At 59.1% G+C, this 22,140-nt stretch carries 18 protein-coding genes; 14 read left to right on the plus strand and 4 right to left on the minus strand.

The window, feature by feature from the left end:
• The first annotated feature begins 38 nt into the window (after positions 1-38).
• The 3 genes from O2N63_RS04440 (at position 39) to O2N63_RS04450 (ending at position 2,687) form a co-directional block, all read left to right on the plus strand.
• Positions 39-1,286 (plus strand): lipoprotein-releasing ABC transporter permease subunit, encoded by a 1,248-nt coding sequence (locus O2N63_RS04440; RefSeq protein ID WP_408629789.1) that lies wholly within the window; start codon positions 39-41, stop codon positions 1,284-1,286.
• A 4-nt stretch (positions 1,287-1,290) separates the two neighbouring features.
• The gene (locus O2N63_RS04445) at positions 1,291-1,977 is read left to right on the plus strand and encodes an ABC transporter ATP-binding protein (protein ID WP_271053355.1); all 687 of its coding nucleotides are present in this window, start codon (positions 1,291-1,293) and stop codon (positions 1,975-1,977) included.
• A gap of 62 nt (positions 1,978-2,039) precedes the next feature.
• Entirely contained in the window at positions 2,040-2,687 is a 648-nt protein-coding gene (locus O2N63_RS04450) for a DUF3047 domain-containing protein (RefSeq protein WP_271053028.1), read from the plus strand.
• Between the two features lie 185 nt (positions 2,688-2,872).
• Here the strand turns inward: O2N63_RS04450 and O2N63_RS04455 are convergent, their stop codons facing one another.
• Both O2N63_RS04455 and parE read right to left on the minus strand, forming a co-directional pair.
• Positions 2,873-3,589, minus strand: coding sequence for a hypothetical protein (locus tag O2N63_RS04455; protein ID WP_271053029.1), 717 nt, complete (start codon positions 3,587-3,589; stop codon positions 2,873-2,875).
• Positions 3,582-5,552, minus strand: coding sequence for a DNA topoisomerase IV subunit B (gene parE / locus O2N63_RS04460; protein ID WP_271053030.1), 1,971 nt, complete (start codon positions 5,550-5,552; stop codon positions 3,582-3,584). The genes O2N63_RS04455 and parE overlap by 8 nt, the downstream gene beginning before the upstream one ends.
• A gap of 200 nt (positions 5,553-5,752) precedes the next feature.
• On the opposite strand from parE, the gene O2N63_RS04465 reads away from it, so the two are divergent.
• A complete protein-coding gene (locus O2N63_RS04465) occupies positions 5,753-6,877 on the plus strand; it encodes a hypothetical protein (RefSeq protein ID WP_271053031.1) in 1,125 nt (374 codons plus the stop codon).
• 126 nt (positions 6,878-7,003) lie between these two features.
• Positions 7,004-8,416, plus strand: a complete 1,413-nt coding sequence (locus O2N63_RS04470; RefSeq protein WP_271053032.1) for a pyridoxal phosphate-dependent decarboxylase family protein — start codon at positions 7,004-7,006, stop codon at positions 8,414-8,416.
• Here the strand turns inward: O2N63_RS04470 and truA are convergent.
• Complete coding sequence (gene truA, locus O2N63_RS04475) at positions 8,392-9,159, minus strand: tRNA pseudouridine(38-40) synthase TruA (RefSeq protein ID WP_271053033.1); 768 nt, start codon at positions 9,157-9,159, stop codon at positions 8,392-8,394. The genes O2N63_RS04470 and truA overlap by 25 nt on opposite strands.
• A 222-nt stretch (positions 9,160-9,381) precedes the next feature.
• On the opposite strand from truA, the gene O2N63_RS04480 reads away from it, so the two are divergent.
• The 6 genes from O2N63_RS04480 to O2N63_RS04505 all read left to right on the plus strand — a co-directional run bounded on the left by O2N63_RS04480 (position 9,382) and on the right by O2N63_RS04505 (position 16,887).
• The gene (locus tag O2N63_RS04480; RefSeq protein ID WP_271053034.1) at positions 9,382-10,797 is read left to right on the plus strand and encodes a YcjX family GTP-binding protein; all 1,416 of its coding nucleotides are present in this window, start codon (positions 9,382-9,384) and stop codon (positions 10,795-10,797) included.
• The gene (locus O2N63_RS04485; protein WP_271053035.1) at positions 10,794-11,231 is read left to right on the plus strand and encodes a GNAT family N-acetyltransferase; all 438 of its coding nucleotides are present in this window, start codon (positions 10,794-10,796) and stop codon (positions 11,229-11,231) included. Before O2N63_RS04480 ends, O2N63_RS04485 begins: the two co-directional genes overlap by 4 nt.
• A complete protein-coding gene (locus O2N63_RS04490; RefSeq protein ID WP_271053036.1) occupies positions 11,228-12,244 on the plus strand; it encodes a YcjF family protein in 1,017 nt (338 codons plus the stop codon). Before O2N63_RS04485 ends, O2N63_RS04490 begins: the two co-directional genes overlap by 4 nt.
• An 82-nt stretch (positions 12,245-12,326) precedes the next feature.
• Positions 12,327-15,122, plus strand: a complete 2,796-nt coding sequence (locus tag O2N63_RS04495; RefSeq protein WP_271053037.1) for a DUF2339 domain-containing protein — start codon at positions 12,327-12,329, stop codon at positions 15,120-15,122.
• Positions 15,119-16,414 (plus strand): SDR family oxidoreductase, encoded by a 1,296-nt coding sequence (locus O2N63_RS04500; RefSeq protein WP_271053038.1) that lies wholly within the window; start codon positions 15,119-15,121, stop codon positions 16,412-16,414. The genes O2N63_RS04495 and O2N63_RS04500 overlap by 4 nt, the downstream gene beginning before the upstream one ends.
• On the plus strand, positions 16,414-16,887 hold the full coding sequence (locus O2N63_RS04505) for a DUF2269 family protein (protein ID WP_271053039.1): 474 nt from the start codon (positions 16,414-16,416) through the stop codon (positions 16,885-16,887). The genes O2N63_RS04500 and O2N63_RS04505 overlap by 1 nt, the downstream gene beginning before the upstream one ends.
• Before the next feature lie 72 nt (positions 16,888-16,959).
• Here the strand turns inward: O2N63_RS04505 and O2N63_RS04510 are convergent, their stop codons facing one another.
• Positions 16,960-17,385, minus strand: coding sequence for a group III truncated hemoglobin (locus O2N63_RS04510; protein WP_271053040.1), 426 nt, complete (start codon positions 17,383-17,385; stop codon positions 16,960-16,962).
• 282 nt (positions 17,386-17,667) lie between these two features.
• Here O2N63_RS04510 and ileS point away from each other — a divergent pair, with 282 nt between their 5' ends.
• The 3 genes from ileS (at position 17,668) to O2N63_RS04525 (ending at position 22,121) form a co-directional block, all read left to right on the plus strand.
• Positions 17,668-20,577, plus strand: a complete 2,910-nt coding sequence (gene ileS / locus O2N63_RS04515; protein WP_271053041.1) for an isoleucine--tRNA ligase — start codon at positions 17,668-17,670, stop codon at positions 20,575-20,577.
• Positions 20,578-20,639: 62 nt separating this feature from the next.
• Positions 20,640-21,410: an AAA family ATPase gene (locus O2N63_RS04520; protein WP_271053042.1), complete on the plus strand. Its 771-nt coding sequence runs from the start codon at positions 20,640-20,642 to the stop codon at positions 21,408-21,410.
• 252 nt (positions 21,411-21,662) lie between these two features.
• On the plus strand, positions 21,663-22,121 hold the full coding sequence (locus O2N63_RS04525) for a methylated-DNA--[protein]-cysteine S-methyltransferase (RefSeq protein WP_271053043.1): 459 nt from the start codon (positions 21,663-21,665) through the stop codon (positions 22,119-22,121).
• Positions 22,122-22,140: the final 19 nt, after the last annotated feature.

Here is a 22,140-nt window from a genome sequence, read left to right on the forward strand (position 1 = left end):
CCTTGGCCCGCACCGCCCCTTTTTCCCGATACGAATGGATGATCGCCTGGCGCTACCTGCGCGCTCGCCGCGCGGAAGGCGGGGTCAGCACGATGACCTGGATCAGTCTCATTGGCATCACTCTGGCGGTGGCCGCGCTGATCATCACGCTTGCGGTGCGCACCGGGTTCCGGGATGAGTTTGTCGACACAATCCTTGGCGCCAATTCTCACGTCACGGTCTACAAGCAAACTCATGTGAACGAGATCGGGCAGGTCACTCGTGAAATTCGCGACTTTGAAGGCTGGGCCAACCGCATCGCCAGAGTGCCGGGTGTGACCCGCACAGCCCCCCTGATCAAAGGGCAGGTCATGGCCAACAAGGGTCAGGCCAACGCGGGGGTTGAGGTCTTCGGAACTTTTTATGACGACCTCCTGACCATTCCGCGTATTGCCGAACCAGAAAGCCACATGGGTGACATCTCGCAGTTCGAGAAAGGCGTCGCCATCGGATCCGGGGTGGCTCAGGAACTGGGGGTGACCGCTGGGGATAAGATCAAGCTTATTTCCCCCAACGGGGTGAAAACCGCATTCGGCACCAGCCCGCGGGTGAATGTCTACGAGGTCACCTACATCTTCACCGCAGGTCGCTGGGACATCGACCGCACCCGCGTTTACCTGCCCTTTGAAGAGGCGCAGAGTTTCTTCAACCGCGAAGGCACAGCCGACGAGATCGAAGTGATGGTCGAAGACCCAGAAGGCGTCGATGACATGCTACTGCCGGTCATGGAGGCCGCTCAGGAACCCTCTACCACATGGACCTGGCGCGACCGCTCCGGCGCCTTCCTGCGGGCGCTTGATATGGAGGATAATGTGATGTTCATCATCCTTTCTGTTCTGGTGCTGATTGCCTCGATGAACATCACCTCGGGTCTGATCATGCTGGTTAAGAACAAGGGGCGCGACATTGGTATCCTGCGTACCATGGGCCTGACCGAAGGCGCGGTGCTGCGGATCTTTTTCCTCTGTGGCTCGCTGACCGGCGTGGTGGGCACCATCGCGGGCGTGATCCTCGGTTGTCTCTTTGCGATCAACATCGACAGCGTGTTTTCCTTCGTGAACTGGCTATCGGGCGGCGGCGTGTGGGATCCTTCGATCCGCGGCATCTATCGCCTGCCTGCCAAGCTGGAGTTCTGGGACGTGTTCTCAGCCGTTGCCCTGTCGCTGTCGCTGTCATTCATCGTCACACTCTTCCCCGCCCGCAAGGCGGCGCGGATGAACCCGGTGGAGGCGTTGCGTTATGAGTAATGAGATGAGTGATCCGGTTCTCGAACTGACCGGTCTGGAAAAGACCTTCAATCCTGATACCCCCGGTGAGATCCGCGTGCTGCGCGGGGCAGACCTAACCCTTGCCCGTGGCGAAGTGGTCGCCTTGGTTGCGCCTTCCGGCTCGGGCAAATCCACGCTCCTGCACATCGCGGGGCTGCTGGATGGGGCGGACGCCGGGCAGGTGAAAATCAATGGCCGCGATATGGGCGCGCAGTCTGACCGCCGCCGCACGGAGACCCGCCGCGACGAAGTCGGTTTTGTCTATCAGTTCCACCACCTGCTGCCAGAATTCACCGCGCTGGAAAACGTGGTATTGCCGCAACTGGCCGCTGGTGTGTCCGACCGTAAGGCCCGCGCACGGTCCGAAGAACTGCTCACCCGTGTGGGCATCGCCGACCGCGCCAGCCATCGCCCTGCCGAACTCTCTGGCGGCGAACAACAGCGCGTCGCCTTTTGTCGTGCGCTCGCTAACGGCCCCGCGATCCTTCTGGCCGATGAGCCCACCGGGAACCTTGATCCGACCACATCGGACACCGTGTTTGCGGCGCTGATGGAGCTGGTCCGCGACACCGGCCTGTCGGCACTCATCGCCACCCACAACCTTGAACTCGCCGCCCGGATGGATCGGGTGCTTAGGCTAGATGACGGGGTGATCACTAACGGTCTCTGACAAGCGCGTGAGCATCAGGGCCGGGTGATTGATCCATGCACTGGAGGTGATATGCCGGTTTCATGTTGACCCGTATCTTTCTTGCCCCCGCCCTTATGGCGGCGTTGTCCTTGCCCGCCCAAGCCGGTCCAATCAGCTTTGCCGACTGGAAGACCCACTGGTTTGCCGCGTGGTTCTCGCGCGTCGATTTTGATGGCTCTGCCAACCGGATGGTGGTGGACGCGGAGGGGTCGGTATCGATCACCTATAAACTCCTGCCGCCCTCAGACTGGGATGCGTCCAAAGCCTCATGGCGGTGGAACGTGGCGAAATCTGTCCCGCCGACCGACCTGACCCGGAAAGGCGGGGATGACCGCAACCTTGCGCTTTACTTCGCTTTCCTGCCCAAGGAAGAGGCAGAGCAAGCGGGGCGGCAGAGTATCCGTAGACTGCTGAAAAACCCCAATGGCCGCGTGCTGGTCTACGTGCACGGCGGCGCGCATAAACGCGGAGAGGTGCTGGCCTCACCCTACCTCGGCGCACGTGGCAAAACATTGGTCCTGCGCCCGTCCGGCGAGGGCAGTTCCACCGAGAGCATCAACCTCGCCGCCGACTACAAGCGCGCTTTTGGTACGGAACCGGGAGCCTTGGTGGCACTCGCCCTGTCGGCGGATAGTGATGATACGGACGCGCAGATGATGGGCGTAATTGAAGGGCTGTTGCTGGAGTGATTTGCCGAGGGTGATCACCCTCCTTGCAAAAAATGTTCCGTCCGGTCGAAGGCCGGACAGCGCCCGACCCTCCCCACGGGAGGGCGCACTTGCGACGTTTCGATATGCTGAATTGGTGTGGGTGGGGGGAGTAAGTGCCCTACAAGCCGATCCATGCGCCCACCCAGGGTCGGGCGCTGTCCTCGTCATTGAACTTCGGGGTCGCACCAGACCAACTTTGGTTGACCGGGGCCTATTTCAAAGCGCTGGGAACGTTTCTGATTTCGGATATTGAACGTAGTTACTTCCAGAACATAAGTCTTGGATACATCCAGTTGGCGTCCGTCTTTGTTATTCAGTGAAATCTCGAACTCTGAGTTTTGGTCCAAGTAAGGTATTCCATTTCTTGGGACTTCAAGTTCATCATTGTCAGCAAGGACAATGAGCCCTTCAGTGCAAGCAGCTCCAATATTTTTCAAGTGATAGCGGTATTGACGTTTCCCGCCCGAGCTAATGGATCCTCCACCTCGAAGCTGAACAAAAGGTAAATCTTTTGAGATGCTTACCTTTGTTTGTTCTTCTCGCACTTGGATGTCGAGTTTCAGTTGCTGTTCAGTGATGCCGACCATCGCTTTTTGCTGCTCGACAGAACTCTTTAGTTCATCCGCCTGAAGCTTCAGTGCATTGACACTGTTTCGAAGCTCTTCACCTTGCTGCAGGAAACCCAAGACAATCCAGAAGATAGCAAGCGGCCCAAATGCCCCAGCTAGAAAATCACCGATTTCGTTAAGCCCAAGTGGCTTGAGTTCAATCGCACCGAAGTATGCCGCCACTGGCAATCCGCCAACCAAAACAATCAGATACAGTAAGGTGGCACGGAGGCCCCACTTCTCCAATCGTTTGGGGCGTTGTTCGTCATACATCCAAATCCCCAGCGAACTTGGCGTTCTCCTGAATATACTGGAACCGCAGCTCGGGTTTCTTGCCCATCAGCTGTTCAACCAACGTTGCGGTCTCACCCGGTTCGTCCTCGTCGATGGTCACGCGGATGAGCGTCCGGCTGTCCGGGTCCATCGTCGTTTCTTTCAGGTCCTTCGCGTCCATTTCGCCCAGACCCTTGAAGCGCGAGACGTCGATCTTGCCTTTGCCGCCAAGACCCTTCTCCAGCCATTCGTCGCGCTCGACCTCGTCGATGCAGTAAACCCGCTTGGCCCCTTGGGTCAGGCGGAACAGAGGGGGGCAGGCCAGATACAGGTGCCCCGTGTCGATCATCGGGCGCATCTGCGTGAAGAAGAACGTCATGAGCAAGGCCGCGATGTGCGCCCCGTCCACATCAGCGTCGGTCATGATGATGATCTTGTCATAGCGCAGATCGTCCACGTTGAACCGCGTGCCCAACCCGACGCCAAGCGCTTGTGTCAGGTCGCTGATTTCCGCGTTGGTGCCGAGTTTCGATGACGCTGCGCCCAGCACGTTCAGGATCTTGCCGCGCAGGGGCAACAGCGCCTGTGTCTTGCGGTTGCGCGCCATCTTGGCAGAGCCACCGGCCGAGTCGCCCTCGACAATAAACAGCTCGGTCCCGTCGCGGTTGGTGGCGGAACAATCCACCAGCTTGCCGGGCAGGCGCAGTTTCTTGGTCGCGCTCTTTCGTTGGGTTTCTTTTTCCTGACGACGACGCAGACGTTCCTCGGCCCGCAGCACAAGGAAATCAAGGATCGCACCCGCGGATTTCGTATCCGCCGCCAGCCAATTGTCGAAATGGTCGCGTACGGATTGTTCAACCATCTTGGCCGCGGCCTCGGTCGACAGGCGGTCTTTGGTCTGGCCGACAAAAGCCGGGTCGGCGATGAAGCAGCTGACCAGCGCGCAGCCCCCGGTCAAGAGGTCGTCACGGGTGATATTGGAGGCCTTCTTGTTGCCGACAAGCTCGCCATAAGCCTTGATCCCCTTGAGGATCGCGGCCCAGAACCCGGTCACATGGGTGCCACCTTCGGGGGTGGGCACGGTGTTACAATAGGACTGGATGTAGCCATCGCGCGAGGGCGTCCAGTTGATCGCCCATTCCACGTAGCCCGCTTGACCGAACTTCTCGCGAAACTCCACCTTGCCGGCAAAAGGCGCCTCGGCGTAGACCGATGCCTTACCCAGCGTTTCCTTGAGGTAGTCAGCCAGACCACCGGGGAAGTGGAAACTGGCTTCGGTCGGCGTTTCGCCGTCGTCGATATGAGACTTCCAGCGGATTTCAACGCCCGAGAAGAGATAGGCTTTGGAGCGCGCCAGTGTGAACAGGCGCTTGGGTTTGAAGCGGTGCTTGCCAAAGATCTCTTCATCCGCATGGAAAGTGACCTCGGTGCCGCGCCGGTTGGGGGCAGCACCCACTTTCTCGACACCACCCAAAGGCAAGCCACGAGAGAAGCGCTGTTCAAACAGTTCCTTGTTCTTGGCGACCTTCACCACCATTGAATCCGACAGAGCGTTTACCACCGAAGAGCCAACCCCATGCAGACCGCCCGAGGTCTGATAGGCCTTGCCGGAAAACTTACCGCCCGCGTGCAGCGTACAGAGGATCACCTCCAGCGCAGATTTGTCGGGAAACTTGGGATGCGGATCAATCGGAATTCCGCGTCCATTGTCACGCACCGTCACCGCATAATCGGCGTGCAGTTCGATCTCGATCCGGTTGGCGTGCCCCGCCACCGCTTCGTCCATCGAGTTGTCGAGGATCTCAGCCACCATGTGATGCAACGCACGTTCATCCGTGCCGCCGATATACATGCCTGGCCGTTGACGTACGGGCTCTAGCCCCTCCAGCACCTCAATCGAGGATGCGTCATAGGTGTCTTGGTTTTGCCCGGGGCTGTGCTCGGCCAGAAGGTCTTCGCTCATGTATGTGCCGCCTTGAAATACTGTACTGCTCGTTGGTCCTGCATTATGGCCGAGGCGCGCGGCAGGGGGAAGCCCCCGCAGCGAAATAGCTGTGTATTAATTGATCTGGGCGGGGGCAGCCCCCCTTTCTTCTTGTGTTGTAAGTGGTTCTGATTGAGGGTGGGGTAAAACATGAACAAATTTCTGGTGGAGAGGGTGCGATGAGTGAAGGGTTCAGTCTGAAAGATCAATTGATCCACGCCGGAAAGATCGAGCTGCTGGCCAGCTGGCTAAGTGGTGTATCTCCTGAATTTGATGGGGCTGCCTTTCAATCACAGATCATGGCACGCCTGCCGGATCTGGAGCTCAAGGCGCGGATCCTCTGGATTGCGGAGGTGCTGGAAGAACATCTGCCGAGAGATTTCCCAGCTGCGGCCAAGATGATTCACAAGGCCCTTCCGGCAGAGCTTGACCCGGCCAACACCGATGACGACTTTGGCGATTTCATCATTGATCCGTTTGGGCAGTATGTGGCGCGAAACGGGTTGGAAGATCTCGAAACATCTTTACCCCTTTTGCACGCTCTTACCCGTCGGTTTTCAATGGAGTTCGCGATCCGCCCGTTCCTAATCCATCAAAAGGCGCGGATGCAGGAGGTGCTTTTGCTCTGGGCAGGGGATGAGAACTATCACGTCCGCAGACTGGCCAGCGAAGGGTGCCGTCCGAACCTGCCGTGGGGCGAGCGTATTCGTTGGGACGTGGCGGACACAATCCCGGTGCTGGATCTGCTGCACACGGACCCGACCCGCTATGTGACGCGCTCGGTTGCGAACCACCTCAATGACATTGCGAAATCTGATCCGGGTCTGGTGGTGACAACTTTGTCGCGTTGGCGCGACATGGGGCGACAAAACCCGAAAGAGCTGGATTGGATGACGCGCCATGCCTGCCGTACATTGGTGAAGCAGGGGAACCCTGCCGCGCTGGAACTGTTGGGGTATCGGCCTGATGCACAGGTGACCGCCAGCAATATCACTCTGACGCCCGCAAATGGACACGTTGCAATCGACAGCGCGCTGGAGTTTTCGTTTGATCTGACTGCCAAGCGGGACGAACTACTGATTGTCGACTATGTCATTCGTTTTCAGCGCGCAGGTGGCAAGATCGGCGAGAAGGTGTTCAAGCTGAAAAACGTCACATTGAAGGCCGGGCGGACTATGCACCTGACGAAATCACACAGGTTCAAGGGCAATGCCACGACGTTTCGGCTTTACCCCGGTGCGCACCATCTGACCGTGCAGGTCAATGGGCGGCCATTGGCTGAGGTTGCGTTTTCCTTGGTCTGATCGGCTCTGGACTGTTGACGTTGCGGGAGGATGCGGCGGAATGATGATATTGGGATTGAGTTGACGTAGCGTAAGCTGGTATGCGTCTGCTCGTATCACCCAAGACCATCCCAAGGAGAGCTGCCTGTGACTTCGAACCTCGACCCCAAGGATTGGGCTGCATTTCGATCGCAGGCGCATAATCTGTTGGATCGCTGCATCACCCAGATCGCCGAAGCTCAGCAGCACCCGTGGCAATCCCCTCCCGAGGACGCCGCCGAGCGATATGCAATTGGGCGTCACCAGAGCGAAGGCAATGAGCTTTCGGCGCGCATCGACGAAGATGTATTGCCATATCACGGTGGAAACACGCATCCGCGCTTTTGGGGGTGGGTGCAGGGTACGGGACTTGCGTCGGACCTGATTGCTGGCATGGTCGGAGCGACCATTAATACCAACGGTGGCGGGCGCAATCACGGGGCCAATGAAATGGAACGCGCAGTGATTGACTGGACCCGGGTCAAGATGGGTTTCCCCGAAGGGGCGAGCGGAATCATGGTGGCGGGCACGTCGCAGGCCACGGTGATCGCGCTTCAATGCGCTCGGTTGCGCGCCCAAGGCACAGTGCGATCAGAAGGCACACAGGCGGGCTTCACCTGCTATGCGGCGGATGGGGTGCATAATGCCACCCGCAAGGCGATCGAACTTTTGGGGATTGGTCATAATGCTCTGCGTCTGATCCCGTCGTCGGACGGGCAGATGGGTGCGTCAGCTCTGCGCGAGCAGATCCGCAAAGACCGCGCCAATGGGCTCTGCCCCATGGCCATCGTCGGCACCGCGGGATCGGTTGATCTGGGGGGATTTGATGATCTGAATGCGCTTGCAGATATCGCCAGTGAAGAAAATGTCTGGCTGCATGTGGATGGTGCGTTCGGCGCATGGACCCGTATTGCTGACGCCCCTTGGCGCAGCCTGTCCGATGGGATCGAACGCGCCGACAGTATTGCCCTCGATTTTCACAAATGGATGTATGTGAACTATGATTGCGGACTTGCCCTGATCCGGGACGAGGCCGAACATCGTGCCGCTTTTGCCGCCCGCCCGGCCTATTTGCAGGGCGCTGATCAGGGGCTTGCCGGCGGGGATCCATGGTTTTGCGACTATGGCATCGATCTTTCCCGCGGCAACCGCGCGCTCAAGGTCTGGTGCGCGCTTGAAATGTTCGGAGAAGAGGCCTTCAGCGAGGCCATCACCCGCAACTGCGAACTGGCCCGCCTGATGGGGCAAGAGGTGATCTCACGTGGTATGGCGCTGCTGTCTCCGGTCACGTCGAATATCTGTGTGTTCAGCGCTGACCCAGACCAAACCCCCGAAGCCCAATCAGCCCTGAACAGCAAGATCGCACTGGATCTTCAGCTCAGCGGTGAGGCGGTATTCTCGACCACGGATGTGAACGGCATCACCTGCCTGCGCGCCGCCATCGTCAATCATCGCAGCACCAAGGAAGATGTCATTGCCGCCCTCGATGCGGTTGTTCAGGCGAAAGGATCGACGGGGTAGGTGACACCGGCCAGATAGAGCCCTTCCGGCGGGCAGACCGGGCCACAGGCGGCGCGATCGCGGGCGTCAAGTGCGCGGGTTACATCTTCTGGCGACCATGCCCCGGCACCAACCCGTTCCAGCGTGCCCACAAAAGATCGCACCTGATTGTGCAGGAAGGATCGTGCGCGCACATTGAACTGGTATTCCACTTCATTTGCGCGCCGCACCTCTTCCACCCGCAACTCATCCAGCGTTTTCACCGGGCTTTCCGCCTGACAGATGGACGACCGGAACGTGGTGAAATCATGCAGCCCAATGAGCTGGTCAGCCCCCGCCTGCATCGCCGCAGCATCCAGCTCTTGCTTCACATGCCAAGCCAGACCGCGATCATGGGTCAGAGGCGCGCGCCGTGAGATCAGTCGGAACAGATACCGCCGCTCGGTCGCAGAAAACCGGGCGTGAAATTCTTCATCCACTAGGGCGCAGTCGACGATCGCTACCCGCGCCTCCTTGAGGTGATAATTCAGGGCCTCCGACAGGCGAAACGGCGCCCAGTCCTTCTCCATGTCGCAATGAGCCACCTGACCCAACCCATGAACCCCCGCATCGGTTCGGCCTGCTGCTGCAATTGTATGCGCGCGCGGCTCAAGCTTGGCCAAAGCCGTTTCAATCGCCCCCTGTACCGAGGGCTGATCCTTCTGGCGCTGCCATCCGGCATATCCCGCGCCATGATATTCGACTTTCAACGCAAATCTGGGCATGGCACCGCATAGCGCTCACAACCCGATCCGACAAGCCCGCTGCCGCCTTCCTCTTGCCAAAAACATCCCGGGGTTCGAGGGTTTTTGGGAAACGATCCAGTGGATTGTTTCATCCGAAGAACGGGCGGAGCCCCCAGCCACGGGGAGGTAGAACACAAAGCTCCCCCCTAGCGAAACCCCGCCCGCCCCCCTATCTTCCCATTGAACAATAAGGAGAACACCGTGGGGCTTGGCGATCTGGCAGACAGCATTACCCGCCAAATCGAGGCAATGGGCGATGCCACATCCGAGGCACTGTTTGAACCGGTGATCCGCCTCGGCGTGACAGGGTTGTCGCGGGCGGGCAAGACCGTGTTCATCACCTCCCTCGTTGCCAACCTGATGAATCGCGGGCGGATGCACGGGCTGACCGCTACTGCCGAAGGTCGCGTGCAGACCGCGTTCCTGCAACCCCAGCCCGATGATCTTGTGCCGCGCTTTGACTATGAGAGCCACCTTGCGGCAATGACCGGGCAAAACCCCCATTGGCCCGCATCGACCCGCGCAATCTCCGAACTGCGCCTTTCTTTCCGCATCCAACCATCCGGGCTGTTGGGCGGACTGCGTGGCCCGCGCACTGTGCATCTGGATATTGTTGACTACCCCGGCGAATGGCTGCTCGATCTGGCGCTGCTTGATCAAAGTTTCGCCGATTGGTCCGCCGACGCGCTGGACCGTATTGCCAACCGCCCGCAGGCAGAAACATTTCTGACGCAGGTGGACGGGATTGATCCAGCAGAGAAACTGGATGAACCAATTGCACAGGGCCTTGCCTCGGATTTTGCTGCTTACCTCAAATCTGCCCGCGAAAGTGGTTATTCCGACTGCACACCGGGCCGGTTCCTGCTCCCCGGTGATATGGAAGGGTCCCCAGCGCTGACATTTGCGCCGTTGCCAAAACTCGCAAAACCAACGCGGGGATCGCTTTATCGCGAGTTTGAACGGCGGTTCGAGGCTTATAAATCCCGCGTGGTGAAACCGTTCTTTCGCGATCACTTTTCCCGCATCGACCGTCAGGTGGTGCTGGTGGATGTGTTGGGGGCGATCCATGCGGGGCCTGCCGCCCTTGAGGATCTACGCCGGGCGATGGCTGAGATCCTCGCCGCCTTTCGTCCCGGCGCCAATGCGTTCCTGTCGCAACTCTTTTTAGGAAAGCGGGTGGAGCGTATTCTCTTTGCCGCAACCAAGGCTGATCACCTGCATCATTCTCAGCATCCGCAGCTGACCGCTATCACCGAAGCGCTGTTGCGCGAGGCCAAGGATCGCGCCGATTTTGCCGGGGCCAAGACCGCCGCCATGTCAATCGCAGCCCTGCGCACCACGGTGGAAGAACGGATCGAACATCAGGGCAAGCCGCTGGATTGCGTGCGTGGGCGTCTGCTTGAGACAGGCAAGTCAGCGGCCTTCTATCCCGGCGCTTTGCCCGAAGATCCGGCGCGGCTTTTGTCGCCCGCGCGTAATGGCGAAGAGGCTTGGCTTGATGCCGACTATCAGATCATGCGCTTTGCACCTGCAGATCTTTTGCTCAAACCCGGTGAAGGACCGCCGCATATCCGGCTCGACAAGGCGGTGGAATTTCTAATCGGGGACCGGCTATGAACATTGTCCCCGCAACCCGCGAGGATGTGCTTGGCGTTGCCAATATCCTCAGCCAGTGGAACGCGGCGACCCCGTGGATGCCACGGCTACATAGTCGAGCATCCGAAAAGTATTTCGCGCGGATGCTAGTAGAGCGGAGTTGGGTTCACGTCGCGCGTCACGATGGGCGCGTTTTGGGATTTCTCGCCCGAGATAATACGATGATCCACGCGCTTTACCTTTCGCCTGCCGCACGCGGGAACGGCATTGGTAAGGCACTTTTGGATCATGCGAAAACCGCAAGCGGCACACTAGTCCTTTACACGTTTGTGGCAAATGAAGCGGCGCAACGGTTTTACCTGCGCGAAGGGTTTATCGAGGTGGCCCGCACAGGTGGTCAGGGCAATGACGAAGGATTGCCGGACATCCGCTATGAATGGAGAAATTCACCATGAGTGATACCCCAAAATCGACGGGACCGGTGTTGATCGAATTGGAAGGCACCCCGGATTTGACCCCGGCTGATGTCCCACCAGTGCCAGAAGTGCCCGCAGGCAAAGAGGACCCAAGCGGTGCCGCGATGCAGATGGTCGCTTCGTTGACCGGTCGCAAACCCTCGCGTCTCGGGCGTTGGTTCTGGTCACTTTTACTGGCGCTCATGGGGTTCGCGTTATCGGTTGCTGCCTATGATTTTGTAACCGGGCTGATCGACCGGAATGCATGGCTGGGCATGGTGGCTCTTGGGCTGCTTGCGGCGTTTCTTCTGGTGGCGGCTGTTGTGTTGCTCAAAGAGATGCTGGCTCTGGTGCGGCTACGCCGAGTGGATCGGCTGCAGCATATGGTGGGGCAGGCCGTGGCTCATGAGGATCTGGGCGAGGCGCGCGTTGCAGTGGCGCAGCTCACTCGGTTCTATCGTGGGCGGGACGAGTTGAAATGGGGGCTGACGCGGTTGGAAGAAAAACAAGCCGATGCCTTCGATGCGGACGCGCTGATCGGGTTGACTGAGGCCGAAGTGATGGCCCCGCTGGATCAAGCCGCCCTGCGCGAGGTTGAAGCCGCGAGCCGTCAGGTCGCCACGGTCACGGCGATCATTCCCGTGGCTTTGGCAGATGTGGTGGCGGCGCTGACCGGAAACATCCGCATGATCCGCCGGGTGGCTGAGATTTACGGAGGGCGCGCGGGGACCCTCGGAAGTTGGCGATTGTTGCGGGCCGTGATGACACATCTGGTGGCCACAGGCGCAGTTGCGGTTGGAGATGACCTGATTGGATCTCTTGCCGGGGGAGGTCTCTTGTCCAAACTGTCGCGTCGCTTTGGTGAGGGCGTTGTGAACGGCGCACTGACAGCCCGTGTTGGCGTGGCCGCAATCGAAGTCTGTCGCCCCTTGCCATTTGTCACGCAAAAACGCCCCTCGGTCTCGGGGATCGTCAAACGGGCCCTGACCGGGCTGTTCAACTCTGGCCGCTGAGCAGCGTTGAAAGGTCGGACATTCCTTAATGGCTTTTCTGAAAACCGCTCGCTAGGGTGGGATCGATTTCAAGGAGTTCGTTATGGAAGCACTTTTGGGTTTGATCGCATTGCTTTACGGATTGGGTCTGCCCGTTGGCGTGATCTATCTGCTGGTGAAAACCGGTCGGCTTGGGCGTGAAAATACCGATCTTGCAAGACGAATCCATCAGGCCGAACAGCGGTTACAGACGATGCACCGCGATGCTCCGGCAGAGGCGCAAACTGCACCGGTCTCTGAGCAAGAACCAGAAGCTGCGGCGCGACCCCCTTTCAAAGAACCGGAAGTATCAGAGCCGAAACCCACTTCCGCAGCCGCAGATCCATGGGCGAGCAAGCAGGCGGAACCTCCGACACGAGCAGCGACGACAGATCGGTCGCGTCCCGCTGCGGCAAACGGGTCGACATCTGCGCGAGGACGACCCGCCGCCCCTGCCGAACCCTCCGCTTTTAATCGTTGGACGGGACAGCTTGGCAGCTGGCTTGTGCAGAACTGGGTTTATGCCGTGGCCGCCGTGTCGCTTGCGCTGGCGGGGATCTTTCTGGTGCAATACGGCATCGAAAACGGCCTGTTGCCGCCGACGGCCCGTGTGCTTGCTGCCCTTGCCTTTGGTGCGGCCCTGATCGGTGCCGGAGAATATCTGCGCAAGCGTTGGGGCGATGGTGAGGACAGCCCGGTTGCCTTCCTGCCCTCGGTCTTCTCGGGTGCGGGGATCATTTCTCTTTTTGCCGGGGTTCTCTCGGCACGCCATCTGTACGACCTGATTGGACCCACCACCACCTTTGCCGGACTACTGGCCGTGGCAGCCGGGGCAATTTTGCTCGGTTGGTTGACCGGGCCGCTGTTGTCCGCACTGGGAATTGTCGGAGCTTTCCTGACCCCGTTTTTGCTGGGGGGCAGCGGAGATGCCTCGCCTTTTGTTGCCTATCTGGGCATTGTCACGCTGGTCGGGCTGGCGATTGACACCTATCGCCGCTGGCACTGGCTGTCGGTTCTGTCGCTGGCACTGGGATATAGTCTGATCGTGCCACTGGCCTTTGCCGATGTGGATCCCGAATGGGTGATCGGATTTGCGCTGGTCATGCCTTTTGCCGCCATCATCACAATGACATGGCGCCTGATTCCACAATTGCCGGGTAAGCCGGTGTTGGCCACGCTCACACGCAATCCTCTTTATTCCAAATGGCCCCGCCGGATGCTCTTGCTGCAGGCCATGATGGCGGGCAGTACGATCTGGCTTGTATTGACGGCACAGGCGGGGACCGCTGAGTTCTGGTTGTCGACCTTCGCACTCGTGATACTTGCAGGTGGCATCGCCATCTGGGGGCGTGGCAGTGCGGCGATGGAAGACCTGCCGATCTTCCCCGCGCTGGGCACAATCGCACTTGTCTGGCTTGAGCCAATGCTGGGGCACAACGTCTATCGGGACTTCATCGCGCCGGTGGCCGAAGGGACTGAAGAAGGCTTGCGCTGGGCCCCAATCATGCTGGTGGCATTGTCTGCCCTGCTTGGATTGGTTGCCGCTTGGCGCAGCCTCACATCTGCCTTCCATCCGCGGGTTTGGGCCTTTGCCGCGGCAGTCCTTGCGCCCGCCATGCTGACCTCGCTTGAGGTCGCCTGGTCCCCCGCGTCGATCATCGGAGATTTTCCGTGGGCGCTCACGGCAATTGCACTGGCTGGCCTGATGGTCCTGAAACTTGAGCGATTTGCACGCGCCGGAGATGAGGACAAGATGCGCCTGTCGCTGGTGCTGATTTCCGCGCTCGGCTTGATAAGTTTTGCCATGATGTTGCTTCTGTCGCCTTCTGCGCTGACTGTGGCTCTGGCCTTCACGGTGTTGGCGGCGGTAGAGATTGACCGGCGCTTTGACCTGCCTTTGCTGGAATGGTTTGCGGTGATTGGTGCGATCCTTGTTTCGGCCCGCCTGGTGATCCATCCCGGTCTATTTTGGGCGGATAACGCCCCGATTGGCCAAGTGTCTTTCGCTTTTGTGGGATCCATCTTGCCGCTGGCAGGTGCCTGGTATTTGGCGCGGCAGCGCGACCGGATCAAAGCACTGGTCACTTTGGAAAGCGCGGCCCTGTCATTGACAGCCATCTTTGCGGCGGTCCTTCTGGATCGTTGGATCGAAATGGTGACAGGTGACAGAGGAGAGCGGCATTGGGGAACCGGCCTGAATGCGCTGATCTGGCTCGTCGCCGCGAGCGTGCAGGCGTGGCGTCTGCAGCTGGGCGGACGTTTGGCCAAGATGCGTATGGTGCTCGGCGGGATCTATGCTGTGCTGGCCATCGGCTATTTGGCACGTGGGTTGAGCGAGGATAATCCATTCCTCAGCAACAGCGAAGTGATCCATGGCTGGCCGGTCCTCAGCACCCTCACGGTGGCCTATGCCCTTCCGGCGATTTTGATGCTGTTGGTCACGCGGTTCATGCCACATCTGCCGCGTCAGTTTGGTCTTGGTCTCCTGGTGGCCGGAGTTGGGCTTTTGATCTTCTGGGTCGTGGCCGAGATTGCCCATTTCTGGCGTGGCCCGGTGTTGCCCGACATGCCTATGCGCCAGCCAGAGCTTTACACTTATACCGTTGCAATGCTGATGGCAGGGGCAGGGTTGTTGTATCAGGCGATTGCACGTCAATCCGACCTTCTGCGCCGGGGTGCGATGGGGGTCATCGCCCTGACCGTGGCCAAGGTGTTCCTCGTGGATATCTCGGGGTTGGATGGGTTGATGCGCGTGTTCTCGTTCCTTGCCCTTGGCCTGTCACTCGCGGGATTGGCCTGGCTCAATCGCTGGGCGTCGATGCAAGGTAAAGAGATACAGGACAAAGAGAGGGCGGAATGATCCGCGTCCTTGTGCTTGGGGCTTATGGTCTGATCGGAGCCGGGATCACGCGGCACTTGATTTCGCAGGAATATGAGGTGGTTGGTCTGGGACGCGAGGCAGCTACGGCCCACCGCCTCTTTCCCGATCTGGAATGGAGAATTGTCGATCTGCGAGAGCTGACCGACCCTGCTGCATGGGTGCCGGTTCTGGACGGTATTGATGCAGTTGTGAATTGCGCCGGGGCTTTGCAGGACGGGGCCGAGGATGACCTGTCAGCTGTTCATCACCTGATGCCAGCCGCACTTGGTGAGGCCGCTGCTGAACGCAAATTGCCCGTGGTGCAAATCTCCGCCGTAGGCGTGGCCCCTGATGCGAGCACCGCATTTTTCCGCACGAAAGCTGAAGGTGACGCGGCCCTTTTGACATCGGGAACTCCGGTCTGGATCCTGCGCCCCGGATTGGTGATCTCGCAGCAGGCCTATGGCGGCACCGCTCTGATCCGCATGTTGGCGGCCGTACCCTTGGTGCAACCATTGGCTTTGGGGAAGACCCCTGTGCAATGTGTCGGCATCGCAGATCTCGCGCATGCGGTTGATCGCGCCTTGAAGGGTGAGTTGCCGACGGGCACCCCAATTGACCTCGTTGAAGAACAGCCCCGGCCTCTGCGAGAGGTGATTGCCTTGCACCGCCGATGGCTGGGTTTTGCGCCGGCCCGGCTTTACCTCCCCCTGCCACGGATCTTGTTGCCGATATTGGGATGGGTCGCAGATGGGTTGGGACGTCTTGGATGGCGATCACCATTGCGCAGCACGGCGCTTGAAGTGATGAAAACCGGGGTTGCGGGAGATCCGGTGCCATATCGCAGGGCAGGAGGGCAAATCGCGTCCCTGGAGCAGCAACTGACCGCGACACCGGTTGGGACCGAGCATCGGCTGCAAGCGCGTTTGTCACTGCTCATGCCGCTGGTGCTGATGGGGCTGTCGCTTTTTTGGATCCTGTCGGGTGTGGTCGGGGTGGTGTCGCTGTCAATGGCTGCAGAGGTATTGGTCGAGGCTGGATGGTCGCTATTTGCGGCCAAAGCTACGGTTTTGTTTTGGTCCGCAATCGACATCGCCATTGGGCTGGCAGTCCTTTGGCGCGCCCATGCCGCACGCGCCTGTTGGGCGATGATTGTCGTCAGTCTAGTTTACCTTATCTCGGCCAGTGCTCTGGCACCTTCTCTGTGGCTGGATCCGCTGGGAGCGCTGGTCAAAGTGATCCCCGTGATCCTGTCGGCGCTGCTTTTGCGCATGTTGCTGGAGAACCGGTGATGGACTGGCTGATCTTTTTGCGCTGGGCGCATATTCTTGGGGCCGCGGTCCTGATGGGCACCGGGGCCGGGATTGCGTTTTTCATGGTGATGGCGCAACGCTCCCGCGATCCGGCACTGATAGCCCATGTGGCCGGCAGTGTGGTCGTGGCTGACACGCTTTTCACGGCCACCGCTGCTGTAATCCAGCCGATCACTGGCACGCTTTTGGCATGGGAGATGGGGTGGAGCCTGACCGAGCCTTGGTTGCTTGCCGGGATTGGGCTTTACCTGTTTGTGGGTCTGTTCTGGCTGCCCGTGGTCCGGATCCAGATCCGCCTGCGGGATCTGGCGCGACAGGCCGCGCAGACGAATACTCCATTGCCCGATCGCTATCACCAGCTTTATCGTATCTGGTTCGCCTTCGGCTGGCCTGCGTTTCTTGCGATGTTGATGATCTTTTGGGTGATGATCGCGCGGCCCGAGTTGTGGTGAGCCTTGAAGGGGCGTTGCGCCTCGGCCTTACGGCCTCACCCCAAGGTATTTATGGCAAGAAAAAGCAGAATATCAGGAGAGGCTGGGGGCTTTGGTTGCAGGCCGGTGCAGGTCTTCAACACCCAGTCGCAAGCCGCGTCCGATCCTATGGGCGAGGGCAATCCAGGGGCGGGCGGTTTGGGGGGGCAGAATTTCTGAAACCACCTCTTCGAAGAGCGCAAGCCAGGGGTCGAAATGCTCTGAAAAGACATTTCCTGCCTGCATATGTGCGCGCATCGGGTTGCCGTCATAGCCGGGCTCGCGCAGGATGGCCCCGCGCCAGAAACGTGCGATCAATGCGATGTGTTTGTCCCATTCCGCGTCTGTTTCCCCCACATGCCCGTTGAAGATCGGACCAAGTTCGGGGTGCTGGCGGATGCGGGAGTAGAATGTGTTCAGCACGCGGTCGATCTCATCACCTGAGATGTCAAAAAGCTGCATTGGATTGGGATGGGTCATATCTCGCCTCGTTATTCCGAGAGAAATAGTCGGAAAGAGGGGCGTTGCCAAGAGGGTGGATCAGGGCAATTCAGCGCAGCCCAACTGCGTTCTCTCCAGCCATCATGGCTTTACGCCACGCGCACGCGGGCCTATAACGCCCCCATGATGCGACATATGCCCATCATTATTATTCGAATTACATACCCGGCGCTCCTTGCTTGAGACGCCGGGACAAGGCGTATGGACCAGCCGCGCCGCTCCTTCCCAAACATCCAGAAGTTTCCGAAAAGGACCGGACACATGTGTGCCGACACACCTGAATACAAAGACACGCTGAATCTTCCCGTAACTGATTTCCCGATGCGCGCGGGACTGCCCAAGCGTGAGCCGGGCTGGTTGGAGCACTGGAACAAGATCGGTATCTATGATCGCCTGCGTGAGAAGGGCAAAGCCGAGGGGCGCGAACCGTTTGTGCTGCATGATGGGCCCCCCTATGCCAACGGCCACCTGCATATTGGCCACGCGCTGAACAAGATCCTCAAGGACATGATCGTGCGTTCGCATCAGATGATGGGTCACGATGCGCGTTATGTGCCCGGCTGGGACTGCCACGGTCTGCCCATCGAATGGAAGATCGAGGAGCAATACCGAAAGAAGGGCCGCGACAAGGACGAGGTCGACGTGGTCGACTTCCGTCAGGAATGCCGCAAGTTTGCCGAAGGTTGGATCGACATCCAACGCGAGGAATTCAAGCGTCTGGGCATCACCGGCAATTGGGCTGATCCCTATCTGACCATGAATTTCCATGCAGAAGCGGTGATTGCCGAGGAATTCATGAAGTTCCTGATGAATGGCACGCTCTATCAGGGGTCCAAACCCGTGATGTGGTCGGCGGTTGAGAAAACCGCGCTGGCCGAAGCCGAGATCGAATATCACGACCACAAGTCGCACACGATCTGGGTGCCGTTCTCGTTTGCGAACGCCGAAGGTGATCTGGCTGAGGCACGCGTTGTCATCTGGACCACCACCCCTTGGACCATCCCGTCGAACAAGGCTGTGGCCTATAATGACAAGATTGCCTATGGGCTTTATCGTGTTGACGCGACCGAGGAAGAAAGCTGGACCAAACCGGGCGACCTCTATCTTTTTGCGGATGCACTGGCCGAGGATGCGCTGGGCAAATCCCGCGTGACCGAGTTCACCCGTGTGCGTGATGTAGAGGCGAGCGAGTTTGCTGGTCTGATCCTCAAACACCCGTTCCACGGCGTGGATGATGCTGAAGGCTATTGGGACTACGATGTGCCGATGATCGACGGTGATCATGTGACCGACGACGCTGGTACGGGATTTGTGCACACCGCGCCCAGCCACGGTGCCGACGACTATGAAGCTTTCGTCAAACGCAACTGGATCGACCGCATGACCCACAATGTGGGTGAGGAATCTGAGTTCTTGCCCCATGTGCCGTTCTTTGCAGGCCTTCAGGTCTTTGACCGCAAAGGCAAGGAAGGCAAAGCCAACAACGCTGTGATCTCGAAGCTGGTTGAGGCGGGCGGTATCATTGCGCGTGGCCGCGTGACCCACTCTTATCCGCATTCGTGGCGCTCGAAAGCGCCGGTGATCTTCCGCAACACCCCGCAGTGGTTTGCATCTGTGGACCGTGAAGTGGGTGACGGGCAAGACGAGATGGGCACCACCATTCGTGCGCGCGCGCTGAATTCGATCGACAAGCTGGTGAAATGGTGGCCGCAGGCCGGTCGCAACCGTCTTTATTCGATGATCGAAGCGCGCCCGGATTGGGTGCTGTCACGCCAACGCGCCTGGGGTGTACCGCTGACGTGCTTCGTCAAGAAAGGCGCGCTGCCGACGGACGCCGATTTCCTTCTGCGTGATGACGCTGTGAATGCCCGTATTTCCGCGGCCTTCGAGGCCGAGGGTGCGGACGCTTGGTACAAGCAGGGGGCTAAAGAACTGTTCATCGGTGACGCCGCCAACCCAGAGGATTACGAGCAGGTGTTTGACGTGCTTGACGTGTGGTTCGACAGTGGTTCCACCCACTCTTTTGTGCTGCGTGACCGCGAAGATGGCACCGAAGATGGGATTGCGGATGTCTACCTCGAAGGCACCGACCAACACCGCGGTTGGTTCCACTCATCGCTTCTGCAGGCCTGCGGCACCAAGGGGCGTGCGCCTTACAAGAACGTGGTGACCCACGGGTTCACGCTGGATGAAAAGGGCATGAAAATGTCCAAATCGCTCGGCAATACCATCGTGCCGGAGCAGGTGGTGAAACAGTACGGTGCTGACGTCTTGCGCCTCTGGGTGGCGCAAGCCGACTATATGGTTGATCAGCGTATCGGGCCGGAGATCCTGAAAGGGGTGGCCGACAGTTATCGTCGCCTGCGCAACACGATGCGCTTTATGCTGGGCAATCTTGCAGGCTTTGATGAAAGCGAGCGTGTGGATGTGGCAGACATGCCCGAGCTGGAACGCTGGGTGCTGCACCGTCTGGCAGAGCTCGATCATCAGGTGCGTGAAGGCTACAAAACCTTTGACTTCCAGGGCGTGTTCTCGGCGGTGTTCAACTTTGCCACCGTGGATCTGTCGAGCTTCTATTTCGACATTCGCAAGGATGCGCTTTATTGCGATGGCGCAGACAGTCTGAACCGCCGAGCCGCGCGCACGGTGCTGGACATCCTGTTCCACCGCCTGACCACGTGGCTCGCGCCGGTCTTGACGTTCACCATGGAAGATGTGTGGCTCGAACGCTTCCCGGGCGAAGACAGCTCGGTCCACCTGATCGACTTCCCGGATACGCCCGCCGATTGGCTGGATGAACCTCTGGCCGCCAAATGGGCCGGGATCCGCCAGACCCGTCGTGTCGTGACTGCGGCGCTTGAGATCCAGCGCCGTGATAAGGTGATTGGGGCTTCGTTGGAAGCGGCGCCCGTGGTGCATGTACGCGATGCCGAGGTGCTTGACGCGCTGAAATCCGTCAATTTTGCAGATGTATCGATCACCTCGCAGGTGGTGCTGACCAATGATCCCCTGCCGGCCGAGGCGTTCCGCCTCCCGGAAGTGGAAGGGGTTGGCGTGGTGTTTGAAAAAGCATCAGGTGAGAAATGCCAGCGCTGCTGGAAGATCCTGCCGGATGTGGACAAACACGACCATGCAGGCACCTGCGGTCGCTGCGACAGCGCGCTGGGTTGATTGAAACGGGGCGGGCCAATGGTCCGCCCCTTTGCTTTTGACCGCTTGAAACACTGGATGCTATGGCCCGTCGTTCCCGAACCACCAAACTCCCCGCTCCATTTCTGAGGCGCATCTCGATCCGCACAGATGTGTTGCCCCTGCCGCAGACCTACCCCTGCGACCTTCCGTGGCTCGATGAGGGTTTTGAACTTGAGTTTGACCAGCCGGTCACCATTTTTTGCGGGGAAAACGGTGCAGGGAAATCCACACTAATCGAAGCAATCGCCGATATTTGCGGTTTCAGTGACACTGGGGGAAACCGTTCCGTCGCCGCCGCGGGACATGATTACCAGGATGAGGTGAATGGCGCGGCGCTTGGGCAGGCCTTGCGCGGAAGTTGGTTGCCCAAGGTGACCAGTGGGTGGTTCTTCCGGGCCGAGACCTTTTTCTCCATGGCCCGTCGACTGGACGGGTTGGGTAGCCCAAACGCAGATTTCCTTTCTCATTCTCATGGCGAAGGGTTTCTACGCTTTTTTGAAAAACGCATGTCGCGGCAGGGGATCTATCTGTTTGACGAGCCGGAAAGCGCGCTGTCCCCCCGCCGGCAAATCGAACTGTTGCGGTTTTTGGTAGACGTGCAAAATCATGCGGGCGCACAGGTGATCTTGTCGACCCACTCACCGATCCTAATGGCGACCCCGGGTGCGGATTTGCGAACGATCACCCATCGCGGGATCTTTCCTACGTCCTTTCGGGATACGGAGCACTTCAAGCTTTACCAGTCCTTTGCGCTGGATCCGGAAGGGTTTTTGGCCGCCGCACTGGAGGGCGATTGGGACGCGATTGTGTGATGCCCGGCTAAGGCATTATGAGCCTCGCCTTTGGCTCGGCGCTTATGGTCGCTCACGTCGTGAGCTTGACAGGGGCTTTGCCCCCGAGCCTGCGGCTCTCCCCCAAGGTATTTTCAGCAAGAAAAATGCGCGTACCCACCTGTCTTTTTTCTTGCCTCAAATACCTTGGGGTGAGGACGAAGTCCGAGGGGCAGCGCCCCTTTATCGCACGCTTCGGATTGTCGGAACGGGGTTAATGGGGCAGGGTTGGGCATGTTGTACATGTCTGTTCAATCTCCTGTCGGTTCGCTTGTTCTTCATGAGGAGGACGGGGCGATCACGCGTTTAACCTGGGGAGATGCGCCTGCGGAAGATGACAGCTCGCTTTTGCGTGAGGCTCGCGCACAGCTTGCCGCGTATTTTGAGGGGGATCTAACCCGGTTTGATTTGCCACTGCGTGTTATGGGGTCTGAGTTCCAGCGCGCGGTCTGTGATGCCATGTCTGCCATTCCATATGGGGAGACGCTGACTTATGGCGAGATCGCGAAGCTCACCGGCAATTCTGCACAGGCCGTTGGCAACGCATGTGGGGGAAATCCGATTCCGATCATCATTCCTTGTCACCGGGTGTTGGGAGCAGGGGGCAAGCTGGTCGGGTTTTCCGGCGCAGGTGGGGTTGAGACGAAAGTTCAGCTTTTACGCCTTGAAGGTGCCGCTGGATTGCTTATCTGATGCCTTTGGCCTGCATTGA

It is taken from the genome of Aliiroseovarius salicola (genome assembly GCF_027891095.1).
GTDB classification, from domain to species: domain Bacteria; phylum Pseudomonadota; class Alphaproteobacteria; order Rhodobacterales; family Rhodobacteraceae; genus Aliiroseovarius; species Aliiroseovarius salicola.

Coding starts and splice junctions, on each gene's coding strand:
- O2N63_RS04450 (WP_271053028.1), top strand. CDS start 2,040: ATGTTGACCCGTATCTTTCTTGCCCCCGCCCTTATGGCGGCGTTGTCC.
- truA (WP_271053033.1), bottom strand. CDS start 9,159: ATGCCCAGATTTGCGTTGAAAGTCGAATATCATGGCGCGGGATATGCC.
- O2N63_RS04440 (WP_408629789.1), top strand. CDS start 39: ATGATCGCCTGGCGCTACCTGCGCGCTCGCCGCGCGGAAGGCGGGGTC.
- O2N63_RS04490 (WP_271053036.1), top strand. CDS start 11,228: ATGAGTGATACCCCAAAATCGACGGGACCGGTGTTGATCGAATTGGAA.
- O2N63_RS04495 (WP_271053037.1), top strand. CDS start 12,327: ATGGAAGCACTTTTGGGTTTGATCGCATTGCTTTACGGATTGGGTCTG.
- O2N63_RS04510 (WP_271053040.1), bottom strand. CDS start 17,385: ATGACCCATCCCAATCCAATGCAGCTTTTTGACATCTCAGGTGATGAG.
- O2N63_RS04485 (WP_271053035.1), top strand. CDS start 10,794: ATGAACATTGTCCCCGCAACCCGCGAGGATGTGCTTGGCGTTGCCAAT.
- O2N63_RS04465 (WP_271053031.1), top strand. CDS start 5,753: ATGAGTGAAGGGTTCAGTCTGAAAGATCAATTGATCCACGCCGGAAAG.
- O2N63_RS04505 (WP_271053039.1), top strand. CDS start 16,414: ATGGACTGGCTGATCTTTTTGCGCTGGGCGCATATTCTTGGGGCCGCG.
- O2N63_RS04525 (WP_271053043.1), top strand. CDS start 21,663: ATGTTGTACATGTCTGTTCAATCTCCTGTCGGTTCGCTTGTTCTTCAT.
- ileS (WP_271053041.1), top strand. CDS start 17,668: ATGTGTGCCGACACACCTGAATACAAAGACACGCTGAATCTTCCCGTA.
- O2N63_RS04520 (WP_271053042.1), top strand. CDS start 20,640: ATGGCCCGTCGTTCCCGAACCACCAAACTCCCCGCTCCATTTCTGAGG.
- parE (WP_271053030.1), bottom strand. CDS start 5,552: ATGAGCGAAGACCTTCTGGCCGAGCACAGCCCCGGGCAAAACCAAGAC.
- O2N63_RS04455 (WP_271053029.1), bottom strand. CDS start 3,589: ATGTATGACGAACAACGCCCCAAACGATTGGAGAAGTGGGGCCTCCGT.
- O2N63_RS04445 (WP_271053355.1), top strand. CDS start 1,291: ATGAGTGATCCGGTTCTCGAACTGACCGGTCTGGAAAAGACCTTCAAT.
- O2N63_RS04500 (WP_271053038.1), top strand. CDS start 15,119: ATGATCCGCGTCCTTGTGCTTGGGGCTTATGGTCTGATCGGAGCCGGG.